This is a genomic window from Micropruina glycogenica (genome assembly GCF_900289045.1).
Classification (GTDB): Bacteria; Actinomycetota; Actinomycetes; order Propionibacteriales; family Propionibacteriaceae; genus Micropruina; species Micropruina glycogenica.
Genome location: NZ_LT985188.1, coordinates 908,678 through 921,365, shown reverse-complemented (window position 1 = coordinate 921,365; position 12,688 = coordinate 908,678). Strand labels below are relative to the sequence as shown.

General features: G+C 65.1%; 5 protein-coding genes. 3 read left to right on the top strand and 2 right to left on the bottom strand.

From position 1 onward, the window contains the following. Positions 1-16 precede the first annotated feature (16 nt). Complete coding sequence (locus MPLG2_RS04285) at positions 17-1,357, top strand: ParB/RepB/Spo0J family partition protein (RefSeq protein WP_158680864.1); 1,341 nt, start codon at positions 17-19, stop codon at positions 1,355-1,357. A 439-nt stretch (positions 1,358-1,796) separates the two neighbouring features. Here MPLG2_RS04285 and MPLG2_RS04280 read toward each other — a convergent pair whose 3' ends face one another. Both MPLG2_RS04280 and MPLG2_RS04275 read right to left on the bottom strand, forming a co-directional pair. Then, a complete protein-coding gene (locus tag MPLG2_RS04280) occupies positions 1,797-6,764 on the bottom strand; it encodes a helicase-related protein (RefSeq protein ID WP_105185072.1) in 4,968 nt (1,655 codons plus the stop codon). 8 nt (positions 6,765-6,772) lie between these two features. Continuing rightward, positions 6,773-7,171, bottom strand: a complete 399-nt coding sequence (locus MPLG2_RS04275; protein WP_105185071.1) for a TnpV protein — start codon at positions 7,169-7,171, stop codon at positions 6,773-6,775. Between the two features lie 276 nt (positions 7,172-7,447). Here MPLG2_RS04275 and MPLG2_RS04270 point away from each other — a divergent pair, with 276 nt between their 5' ends. Both MPLG2_RS04270 and MPLG2_RS04265 read left to right on the top strand, forming a co-directional pair. Next, the gene (locus MPLG2_RS04270; protein ID WP_105185070.1) at positions 7,448-7,801 is read left to right on the top strand and encodes a hypothetical protein; all 354 of its coding nucleotides are present in this window, start codon (positions 7,448-7,450) and stop codon (positions 7,799-7,801) included. Positions 7,802-7,866: 65 nt separating this feature from the next. Next, positions 7,867-12,681, top strand: coding sequence for a DEAD/DEAH box helicase (locus MPLG2_RS04265; protein WP_231935800.1), 4,815 nt, complete (start codon positions 7,867-7,869; stop codon positions 12,679-12,681). The last annotated feature ends 7 nt before the right edge of the window (positions 12,682-12,688 follow it).

The following is a 12,688-nucleotide window of genomic DNA, read 5'->3' as shown; positions in this document are numbered from 1 at the left end:
CAACCACAGGCTTGCCGTGGATGAGATTGCGGACAATCCGCGCAACCCTCGGGGCCGGGTGCAGCGCATCGACGACCTCGTGCCGTCGATCAGCAGGGTGGGTGTGTTGGTTCCCATCCTGGTAACCCCGGTCGATGACTGGTTGAGGAGGCACCCTGAGGACGCCCAGGCCGTTGAGGGCAAGCGATGGGTGGCGCAGGACGGGATGCGGCGTCTCGCCGCGGCGCGTCACAGTGGCCGGCTGGAGGTGCCGTATCAGGTTCGCGGCGTGGACGTTGATGAGTCGTTGATTCGCCTTCATACCGCCAAGGCACTCCGCCTTACCCCGATTGAAGAGGCGCAGCAGTACCGAAGGCTGATCGACAAGGAAGGCCTCACCCAGCAACAGATCGCGGGAGAGACTGGCGTCTCTCAGGGTCACGTTGCGAAGCGATTGAAGCTCCTCACTCTTCCGACGTCCATCCAGGACGCAGTCGATAGCGGTCGGGTCGGGGTGGATGAGGCGCTGCGACTGGTCGCAGCCAAGGATGACGATCTGGCTGAACGCGTCGGGCTCGCATTGGTCGAGTCACTCCATGAGGGGTCGAGCAAGGTAGAGATCAGCTCCGACACGGAATCTGAGGAGTACGTAGCCAACGACGGAGCGCGGGCCACTGATCTTGACGCCCTGGTCCGACGAGTCACGGAGGACCGTGCCGTCGAAGGTGGTAGGCGAGCTGCGCACCTCCGGGCCGAGGAGCTGCACGGTGAGTTCTGCGACGATGTCCAATCGCGGCTTGGCCCGGCTCGATTCACCCACCAGATCTACAAGCTTTCGGAGATCAAAGCCGCGGCCGCCGACAAGAACCTGCTGGTGGTACCCACGCGTACGGAGAAGCCGGACTACTACCTGATCCATGCCGCACGCAGTGATGAATCGACTGACCGGCGACAACGTTTGGCTGCCGAAACCACGCGCGGCCACGCGCTACGTGAGGCTGCGGTCACGAAGGTGCCAAGCAGCACGGTGCAGGAGGCGCTTGTCACTCTCACTTTGAACGGGCTGTCGATGCTGGCCAAGGGCGGCAGCGACCTGGCCTACGAGTTGGCGCGGGCAGCCGACTTGACCTCGGATGGCCTCGGCGACTGGACGTGGCGACGATCGCTCTCGGCAGTGCCGGAGCAGCAACGTCAGCGGGTCGCGTGGGTGATCGCCTTGGCGGTGCTAGAGAAGCATGTCCGGGACGCGCAAGCAGCGTGGGGCCCGGTTCATGTGCGCTACTTCGCCCTTCTGCGCAGCGTCGTTGGCTACGTACCGACCGAGTGGGAACAGGCCCAGCTTGACGCAACCGCCGGTTCCCGCCCCTGGGAGGACTGAATTACTAAGATCTTGACAGTTGCGAACGCCTCCGGCGCAGCCCACAGGTGGCTGCTGAACCGCGGTGGACTGTGACTCGCATCCCTTGGGCAGCCAGAATCGAGCCCCAGCTCGCCGCCCGTGTGCGTGCCACCGTTATTGGGCTGCAGCAAGCTGCCGACCCCAGCTTCACCGCCAGCCGCTTCACCGAACAGGCGCTCCTCTCGTGGTGCCAGCGAATGGAAGCCGAGTACAACGAAGGCGAGGTGTGGCCGGAAGCAGAAGGCCGGCTGCGACCAGGAGCACGCATCAACCCATAGAACAGGTTGGGCCCGGTCACATCAGGCGGGAGTCGCCTCCCCGGTCAGGCATAACCATTGAGGATCGCGTCGGATCATGTCCCGATGCAGCAGGTGCGAATATTCCGCGGAATAATTTGGCCGCCAGGTACGGCTTTCCCCTAGATGGCTGGACCCCCGCGGCCTCGGCCCGGGCCAAGAGGCGGCGGATCAGTGATTGGTCTGGCGGCCGACGACGGTGCAACCACTTCCCATGCCGGGGTCTGATTGGTCTGCTCGGTCAACTGTCGGGTCAAGTCGGCGTAGCGGAGGCGTGCTGCGGCGAGTTCGGCGGCGAACGTGAACGGGTGACCGTGGAGGCGCCGCGCTTGGGCAATGGTGTGCTGCAGTTCCTCGGAGTGTGTCGTGGCGTGCTCGAAGGCTGTTGGGATCCCCGCTACGAGGTGTTCGAGTCGGGCGATGGTGCCGAGGTCGACTGGACGCCCGTCGCTACCGATGCGCCAGGCGGTGGTGGTGTGGAGATCTGTGTCACCGGTGATGCTCCACGTGGTGTGGCGCCATGGGCTGCCGTGGGTGTCCCAGCGGGTTTGGGCCGAGGCGGTGAGGTGGTGGCCGCCGAGCGTTCCGATCGCCACCGGGGCTTCTCGGAGTCCGGCGAGTGCCCGGTCGAGATGGGCCGCGGCTTCGGCCCGATCGGTGATGGTGCGGCCCGAGCTGGCCAGAGTGAGCGCGAACAGGGTGCCGTGGGTGGGCACTGTGCGGGCGGCCATCTGGTGGAGCCGCTCGATGCGAGCCTTGGTGGATTCGAGTGCCTGCTGGGAATGAGTCAGTGTGGTGGCCAGGGTGTGCTGGGTGGTGGTGTGGGCGCGTTCGAGCCGGGTGAGTCGCGCGAGTTCTTGTTCAGCCACGGCCAGGTCGAGCAGGAGCGGATTGCCGGAGGAGAGGGCTTTGGCTTCTGCCGCGTTAAGGGTCGCGTCGCCGATGTCCCCGGTGGCCCGGTTGACGCCGCGTCCGGACATGATCTGGTCGATGAAGGCGGCCTTGCGTTCCAGGGTTTGCCACATGTAGGCGTCGAAAGAGTTCTCGGTGATGACCTGGGTGATGGCGATCTCGGGGTTCTGGTTGCCTTGCCGCAGGATGCGGCCGTGGCGTTGTGCGACGTCGGCGGGCCGCCACGGTGCGTCGAGGTCCATCAGGTGCACGGCGCGGGTTTGGATGTTGGTGCCGACGCCCATCTTCTCGGTGCTGCCGATCAGGACGGCGACGTGTCCGTTGCGGCAGGCCGCGAACAGTTTCGCTTTCTCGACGTCGCTGGTGGCGTCGTGGATGAACCGGATGCTGCCCGGCGGAAGTCCGCGGGCGATGAGTGCGTCGCGCAGCGCATGGTAGGCGTTCCATCGGTTGGAGGGGGTGGCCAGGTCGCAGAACACGATCTGCAGGGAGCCGGGATTGGGTGAGTCCTGGCCGGTGTCGGGGTCGAGGTAGCGGTTGTGTCGGGTCCGTTTCCAGACCCTGGCCAGTTCGTCGGCGGCGGTGTCGATCTTGCCGTTGTCGCGGCTGGTTGGGTCGACCAGCCGCATCGACAGGGCTGCTTTGCGGCCGTCGGTGCAAATGTTGAGCATGTTGTCCTCGCCGGCGGTGGCGTAGCTGACGTTGTCGCTGCGGCGGCCGAGTTCGGTAATGAAGCCGAGCAGTTGGTCGCTGGCCGGCACCACGATCGGCCGCGGGATCCGTTTCCCGTCGGGGCGTGCCTCAATGAGCGGGGTGGGCAAGTCCAGGTCGGCGGCGGTTTTCACGTCGCCGAAGGCGTGGAACATGGCGAGTAGTTCGGGCACGTTGGTGAACCGGGCGAATCGGTTCTTCACCTTGAACCGGCCGCCGCCGGCCACTGCCAGTTCGGGGCCGGTGACGACTTCACCGAATGTGGCTGCCCAGCTGTCGAAGTCGGTCAGGCCGGCGCGGTTCAGGGCGTCGGGGTCGAGGTAGCGCTGCACCACATACATTTCGGTGATGCTGTTGGCCAGCGGGGTGGCGGTGGCCCCGGTCAGTACCCGGTTGCCGTTGGTGTGGCGCAGGTAGTCGACCTTGGCGTGCAGGTCGGTGGCCCGTTTCGAGCCGAGGATGTTGGCATCGGGGATGGCGGAGGTGGTGGCCAGGTTCTTGTACTGGTGCATTTCGTCGACCACCAGGTAGTCGATGCCGGTGTACTCGAAGTGCAGGTCGGGATCGGTGACCCGGTCCCGCAGCTCCTTCAGTTTCTCCTCGGCGCGCAGCACCGCCTTCTCCAGCCGTTTCACGCTCACCGACTCGCCCTTGGCGTGTTTCACTGCGATCAGGGCTTCGCGTACCTGGTCGAGTTGGCGATCCTGGTAGTCGGCTTCATGCTCCGGGGTGAGGGTGAGCCGCTCGAACGCGGTGCGGGTCATGATCACCCCGTCCCAGTCGTTGGTGGCAACCCTCGCGACGAAGCGGCGCCGGTTGTCGGCGGTCAGGTCATCGGTGGAGGCGGCCAGGATCTTCGCTTGCGGATACAGCTGCAGCCAGTCGGTGGCGAACTGCATCAGCATGTTGTTGGGTACCACCACTGCAGGTTTGCGGATCAGTCCGAGGCGGCGCAGTTCGGTGGCGCCGATGATCATCTCGGCGGTCTTCCCGGCCCCCACATCATGGAACAGCCCGACGCAGGGTTCGTTGATCATCCTGGCCACAGCGGAGAGCTGGTGGCGGCGTGGGGTGAATGATTTCGCCAGGCCGGGCAGAGTCAACCGTTGCCCGTCTGCGGTGTAGTCGCGCAGCACTGTGGAGTTGAAGCGCCGGTTGTACTCGGTGAGCAGCCGGGTGGCGCGCTCTGGTTCTTCCCACACCCAGGCGGCGAAGCGTTCCTGCATCAGCCGGGCCTTTTCCTGGGCCGCTTCGGTTTCGGTCGGATTCAGGACTCGGCTGCCGTCTGCCAACGTGTCGTGCACGACGATCGCACGTTGCGCGATCAAATGACCCATCAAGGTGCCGGCCGGCATCCGACGGGTGCCCCACTCGGTGGTGGCCTCCACTCCCCACTTGGGGCCTTTCACGTCCCACTGCGACCCGGTCAGGTGGGTGACCTCGACGTGACCGTGCCGGTCGTTGAGCAGTTCAGCCAAGAATTGCTGATGGTCGGTGTCGGGGATCCACACAGCCCCCAGCCGCACCGCGATGTCGCCCGCTCCGATCGGTTCAGGCAGCACCGCCTCCAACACAGCCACATGACCGCTGTAGTGGCCGGGTGATTCCGCCTCGGCTGCCCGTGCCTGGTCCAGTTTGGTACGCACGTCACCGGAGAGGTAGTGGGCGCGGGTCTGCCACTGGTCGGTGCCAGGCACCTGGAACACCTGATCCCCCAGTTCGGCGATTGCCCGGGCCGGTTCGACCCCCATCAGGGCGGCGATCTCGCCGATGTCGACGCGGCCCAAGCTGTCCAGCACCACCGCCAGCCCGTCCGCGGCGGTCTCGACTCCCTGGACGGGTTGCCGAGGCACGATCAGCCGGTGCTGCAGCAGTGAGGCCGGCTGCGCGGTTTGGGCGAGCTCGTCGAAGACTTCCAACGCCGACACCACCGTGCCGAAGGTGGAGCGGGTCACCAGCCGGACCGCCGGCGGCACCACCCTGGAGATGATCTCCTCCCCCGTCTCGGGATCGGTGCGGCCGCTGCGGCGCGGGTTGAACCGGTTGATCGGACCGTACCGGGCCACGTAGGAGCGCCACAGCATCGCCAGATGGTCGCGTGCCTGGTCCAGTCCGGGGCTGTCGTCCAGGCTGTCGGCTTCGGCGGCGATCAGGCTGCGGGCGGTGTCACGTAGCTCGATCAGGGCCCGCACCTCGACCGCTTGGGTCTTCGGTACCGTGATCGTGACCTCTCCGCCGTCCTCGATGACAGCAAAGCTGCCGTCGCGGCGGGCGATGAGCTGCCCGTCGACCGCACCCTCCACCGCCGGCACCCAGCCGGCCACCTGAGTCTGCTGCTCCACGCTGCGCGGCGTCATCCCCAGCCCGGCGTGGTGGGCCTCGGCCGCCGCCGCCTCGAGCTGAGCGCCGAGCAGGACCGGTACCTGCTCCAGCGGCACCGTCGGCCGGATCGCCAAACCGGCGAAGCCGTGCAGGCCGACCTCCAACACCGGCTCGCCAAGCACGCGCTGCGGATGCTCACCCCAGTAGCTGTTGAGCGGCACCATCTCCAACTCGCCGCGGGGACCGGTCAGTTCGACCGGCACGGTGGCGAGCCATCCAGTCGGGGCCGGTTCTCGGTCGGGTTCGCGGCGGCGCAGGATCAGCACGTCGGTGACGGCCTCGGTGCCGGCGGCACGCCAGTGCGTCTTGGACGGCAACCGGACCGCGCACACCAGATCGGCCAGGTCGGCGATCGCGGTGCGGGCGGCCGGGTTGGTGGCATCCATCGTCCAGCGGGACGTGAGCACCGCCACCACCCCACCGGGCCGGACCATCTGCAGGCTCTTGACGATGAAATGGTTGTGCATCTTCAACCGGGCCGGGTTATAGCGGGGATCATGCAACACCACCTCAGCGAACGGCACATTGCCCACCGCAGCATCGAAATGGCCAGCCGGGAACCTGGTGGTGGCGAAACTCTCCGCCCGGATCGTCGCCTCCGGATACAGCAGGCCAGCGATCGCCGCCGTGGACGGGTCCAGCTCCACCCCCGTCATCGCCGCCGCCACCGGCGCGTACCCGATGAACGTGCCCGCCCCGCAGCCCGGCTCCAACACCCGACCCTCGACGAACCCCAACGCCTCCACGGCCCGCCACACCTGCTCGACCACGGCCGCATCCGTGTAGTGGGCGTTGATCGTCGTCAACCGGGCCGCCGCATACTCCTGCGGCGACAACAACTCGCGCAGCCGGGTCCGTTCCGGCTCGAACTCGACCCGATTCTCATCCAGTACCTGCGCCACACCCTGGGCCCCCCAGCCGCCCCACCGGGCCAGCACACGCTGCTCATCAGCGGTCGCCGGCCGCTGCTCGGCCTGCACCGTCCGCAGCAACTCCAACGCGGCCAGGTTCGCCGCGATCCTGGACTTCTCCCCCGACGGCGCCAGATCCTGCTGCCCCGATGGCCGAAACGTGGCCGTCGCCACGTCGGCGGTTACCGCTCCAGATCCTCCGTCGTCACTTCCTGCCAGGCCTGGACCACCTCGGCCAACAGTCCCGGCTCGTCGTCCGCCTCCTGAACCTCCGGTGGCGGGACCAGCAACTCGGCCCGGATCATCTCCTCCGCCTGCATCTTGGCCGCCTCGATCCGACCCGCCTTGTGGTGGAAGTCCTCCCCCTCCCGATCCGGTTCCACCAGCTCGGGCCACAGATCGCTCCACTGCGCCAACGCTGTCTCCCCCAACCTCGAGAAGTGACCGTTGGGATCCGGGATCTGTGCCAGCGCCGTCGGTGCCAGCACCCTCCACGACTCCCACGCGAACCGACCGAACCTGTTCAACCCGAACCTCCTCAGGCTCAGCCCACCACGAGTCCAAACTGGGCTGCTGCTCATCGCCAGCCCTCCGTTGAGCCATTGTGACCCTCTCCGGACCGCAGCCGCAGTCCTCTCGCTAGGAGGCCAGGAAGCCTGCCGTAACACCCTCGCCCCTCCCTGCATCTGTTGCTGGCGAAAAGGTCGCCTCACTCCCTTTAGCGCGGCAGCGACAGACCGTTCTCGGACAAACCGAAGCCAAAGTTGATTGCCCGGACGGGTACCCGGGCTGAGACAGAGGCGCCGTCTCTCCGTGCTCTGCAACGGCAGGCGCCTGCCACGGCTAGCATCACCACTGTGCCAACCGCGCCGAAGCAGGCCAGCAAAGCCCAGATGAAAGCTCTCAAGAAGCTGAAGCAGGCCCAGAAGGAAGCGGCGAAGGAGAAGGTCAGGGAATCACAAAGACGGCAGCTGGCCGCGGTGAAACGCAAGCTGGCACCGTTGGAGCACAAACGGCTCTACAGCCAACTGAGCCGCGCCGAAGCCCTCCAAGCCATGCAGCTGGACCGGCAACGCAGACGGCTGCAGCACCAGCTGGGCGACAACGTGATGCGCAGCCTGCGAAGCGATCCTCGCACCACCCCGACCATGCCGAAACGGAACAGGGTCCGCTTCGTCCAGGGCGGGCTTCCCAGCCTCGGCAAGCGGTAGTCGCATGTGCCGGGAAGCGTCCCGGCGCCGGTGGCCAGCCGCTAACGTGAGCCGCACCAGCCCCCGTGTGTGAGGAGCCAGCGTTGGCTATCAGGACCACCGTTCATGAGGTGATCGAGCAGTTCCGTATCGCCACGTCGAATGCGGAGCGGGGTGAGCGGTTCGAGAAGTTGATGGTGCAGTACTTCCAGCTGGACCCGACCCTGGCCGCCACCTACGACGAGGTGCAACGCTGGCCCGACTGGTCACACAACGAGCACAGCCACGATGCCGGTATCGACCTGGTGGCTCGCACCAAGGCCTCCGGGGAGTGGACGGCGATCCAGTGCAAGTTCTACGACCCGAAACAGACCCTGCAGAAGGCCGACATCGACTCGTTCTTCACCGCCTCCGGCAAGTCGTGGGACGGGGTCCATTTCACCAACCGCATCATCATCTCCACCACCGACCGGTGGTCGAACCATGCCGAGAACGCGCTGGCCAACCAGCAGATCCCGGTGCAACGCATCGGCCTGGCCGACATTGCCGAATCGCCGATCGACTGGATGCAAACGCAGCCACACCAGCTCGCCTTCGAGTTGAAGAAGGCCGTCAAGTACGGGCTGCGCCAACACCAGAAGGCGGCGATCGACGCCATCCGTGACGGGTTCACCAGCCACGATCGGGGCAAGTGGATTTCGGCGTGCGGTACCGGCAAGACGTTCACCTCGCTGCGGCTGGCCGAAGGCATGTGTGACGACAACGGCGGCCGGCTAAAGGTGTTGTTCCTGGCGCCGTCGATCTCGTTGGTGTCGCAGTCGCTGCGGGAATGGATGGCGCAGACCCAGATCGACATCTCGCCGCTGGTGGTGTGCTCCGACACCAAAGCGGGCCGGCAGGCCGAGGACATCACCACCCACGACATACCGTTGCCCACCACCAACGTGGAACGCCTGGTGGAGAACCTGGCCGGGGTCGGTCGGCGCGGCAAGGCGATGACGGTGGTGTTCTCCACCTACCAGTCGATCGACGTCGTCGCCCAAGCCCAACAGCAGGCCGGTGAACCGTTCGACCTGATCCTGTGCGACGAAGCGCACCGCACCACCGGGGTACGGCTGGTCGGCGAACCCGACGAGTCCGCGTTCATGCGCGTCCACGACAACAACTACCTGCCCGCAGCCAAACGGCTGTACATGACCGCCACCCCACGCATCTACGGCGATCAGGTCAAACAGAAGGCCGAAGAAGCCTCCGCCGTGCTCACCTCCATGGACGACGAGCACCTGTACGGGCCTGAGTTCCACCGGCTCGGCTTCGGCGAAGCCGTCGAGCAACGCCTGCTGGCCGACTACAAGGTGATGGTGCTCGTCGTCGAAGGCGACGCGATCGCCGAGGGATTGCAGGGCAGCCTCGCCGACAGCAATCACGAACTCAGCCTCGATGATGCGGCCAAGATCGTCGGCTGCTGGAACGGGCTCGCCAAACGCACCACCGACGCCGACTTCGGCCCCAACCCAACCCCGATGCAACGCGCCGTCGCCTTCCTCAAAGACATCCGCGCCTCCAAGGGCTTCGCCGAAGCCTTCCCCCAAGTCGTCGAAACCCTCACCGATAACGGCGACGGTGACGGGCCGCGGCTGGCGTGTGAGGTGCGCCACGTCGACGGCACCATGAACGCCCTCAAACGCGCCGACGAGCTGGCCTGGCTCAAAGCCCCCGTCCCCGAGGGGGAATGCCGGGTGCTGACCAATGCCCGCTGCCTGTCCGAAGGCGTCGACGTTCCCGCACTCGATGCGGTGCTGTTCCTGCACCCCCGCAACAGCCTGGTCGACGTCGTGCAGTCAGTTGGTCGGGTGATGCGCAAAGCCAAAGGCAAACAGTTCGGCTACGTCATCTTGCCGGTGGCGATCCCCGCCGGCCTCGCCCCGGAAGAAGCGCTCAAGGACAACAAGCGGTTCAAGGTCGTGTGGGACGTGCTGAACGCGCTGCGCTCCCACGACGACCGGTTCAACGCCATGATCAACTCGATCGACCTCGACAAGGACACCAAGGGCAAAGTCACCATCGACCTGATCGGCAAAGGCGGCCCCACCGACGACGCCGAAGGCAACCCGCTCACCACCACCACCGACACCGGGTTGCAGATGCCGCTGTTCGGCCTCGACCAGTGGCGCGACTCGATCCTGGCCCGCATCGTCAAGCACTGCGGCGACCGGCTCTACTGGGACCAATGGGCCGACGATGTGGTCGACATCAGCGCCAACCAGACCGCCCGCATCAACGCCATCCTCAACACCGACGACCCTGCCGTCACCGAGCAGTTCGACGCCTTCCTGGAAGGCTTGCAGGCCAACCTCAACGACTCCATCGACCGCGACGCCGCCGTCAACATGCTCAGCCAGCACCTGATCACCAAACCCGTCTTCGACGCCCTGTTCGAACACGACAGCTTCGCCGCCCACAACCCGGTCTCGATCACCATGCAAACCATGGTCGACGCCCTCGCCGGCCACGGCCTCGACGCCGAAACCGCCAGCCTGCAGAAGTTCTACGACTCGGTCCGCAACCGTGCCGCCAGCATCCACACCCCCGGCGGCCGCCAAACCGTCATCCAAGACCTGTACGAAGACTTCTTCAAGAAAGCCTTCCCCAAACAATCCAGCTCACTCGGCGTCGTCTACACACCCGTCGAAATCGTCGACTTCATCCTCCGCATGACCGACGACGTTTGCCGCCAACAATTCAGCTACGGCCTCACCGACCAAGGCGTGCACATCCTCGACCCCTTCACCGGGACCGGCACCTTCACGGTTCGGCTCCTCGAGTCCGGAATCATCCGGCCTGAAGACCTCGCGAGGAAGTACGCCGGTGAGCTGTGGGCCAACGAAATCATGCTGCTCGCCTACTACATCGCCTGCGTCAACATCGAAACCACCTACCAAGCCATCCAACAAGAGCAGAACCACAACCAGGAGGTGCCCTACCAGCCGTTCAACGGCGCCACCCTCACCGACACCTTCCAGATCACCGAAGAAGGCGACCGAGCCGACACCAGCCTCATCCCCGTCAACAACGAACGCATCGAAGCCCAACTCGAAGCCCCCATCAAAGTCATCATCGGAAATCCGCCCTACTCGGTGGGCCAGGGCTCAGCCAACGATGACAACGCAAACCTGGCTTACGAAACGCTTGATGCAAGGATCGCGGACACGTACGTCGCCCAGTCCGAGGCGACCAGCAGCAGGACCATGTACGACTCCTACGTGCGCGCATTTAGGTGGGCTAGCGACAGGGTCGGCGAGCAAGGCGTCATCGGCTTCGTCTCAAACAACGGCTGGATCGACGGCAACAGCGCCGACGGCATCCGCAAGACCTTCACCGACGAATTCAGCACTATCTGGATCTACAACCTTCGGGGCAACCAACGCACGGCCGGCGAGCTCTCGCGACAGGAAGGCGGCAAGGTCTTCGGATCAGGCGCCCGCACGGGGGTCGCCATCCTCATCGCAACCAAAGGCGCAAACCGCACCGCTCCCTGCCAGCTGCACTACTACGGCGTACCCGACTACCAAACCCGAGAACAGAAACTCGTACAACTCGAAGAGTCCCAGCTGCACACAGTGCCCTGGCTGCTACTAGATCCCAACAAATCCGGTGATTGGGTTAACCAGCGCAGCGAGATCTTCTCGCAGTTTCCCATGCTCGGTTCAAAGGAGCGGAGCAGCGCGCTCCCGCCCCACTTCGACACCTACTCGTTGGGCTTGGCTTCAGGACGAGATGCGTGGTGCTACAACTTCTCCAAAGTCGCGGTCACCAGCAACATCAAGCGCATGATCGCGACTTACAACGAGCAGGCTCGGAGCATTGAAGGAGTTCAGGAGCGCATCGACAACGATCCAGCACGGATCAGCTGGAACCGAGAGTTGATCCGTGACGCCACTCGTGGCATCCAGCACGCCTTCGCGTCTCAAGCAGTACGCATGAGCACCTACAGACCATTTTGTCGCGTCAACGGCTACTTTGATCGCCCGTTGAACGCGATGATCTACCGACTCAGTAACATCTTCCCCACGCCTGCTCACTCAAACATTGGTATCTGCGCGATGGCTCCCCGCCCGGGCACTAAGTTCGCCGCACTAGCAACAGATCAGCTGCCGGATCTCAACATGTTCGTCTACCCAGCGCAGTTCTTTCCCCGCTGGACCTACGAGAAGGTGACCGATGTCGTGCAGGGCTCCCTGCTTCAGACGCCGTCCGACGTCGACGAGTGGGGCTACCGCCGCATCGACAACGTCACAGACGGCATCCTGGCGGTCTACCAAGACGCGTTCGGGCCCCACGTCACCAAGGACGACGTCTTCTACTACGTGTACGGGGTGCTGCACTCGGAGCAGTACCGCGCAACCTTCGCCGCGGACCTGAAGCTCATGCTGCCCCGCATTCCCATGGTGGGCTCACGGGAGGACTTCGAGGCGTTCGCGGCCGCCGGCAGTCGCCTCGCCGCCTTGCACGTCAGCTATGAGTCGGTGCAGCCGTACCCGCTGGCGGAGCAGGGACCGCTCAGCGGCGACCCGTGGGAGTTGTACCGGGTCCAGAAGATGCGCTGGGCCGACAAGAACACGAAGAAGGCTCTCGTCTTCAACAAGCACATCACCGTCGGCGACGTGCCTGCGGACGCTCACCGGTACATGCTGGGCTCTCGCTCCGCGCTTGATTGGCTGATTGACCGGTACCAGGTGAAGACCGATAAGGCATCAGGCATCGTTAACGACCCCAACGATTGGGGCAGCGAGCATGACGACCCTCGCTACATCATCGACCTGGTCAAGCGGGTGACGAGGGTGTCGATCGAAACGATGGCCATCGTTGACTCGTTGCCCACGCTGCCACTGGACGGGTGACGAGACG

Bases quoted from the DNA above. Each gene is read 5' to 3' on its own strand.
- MPLG2_RS04275 (WP_105185071.1), bottom strand. From the start codon at position 7,171: ATGAGCAGCAGCCCAGTTTGGACTCGTGGTGGGCTGAGCCTGAGGAGG.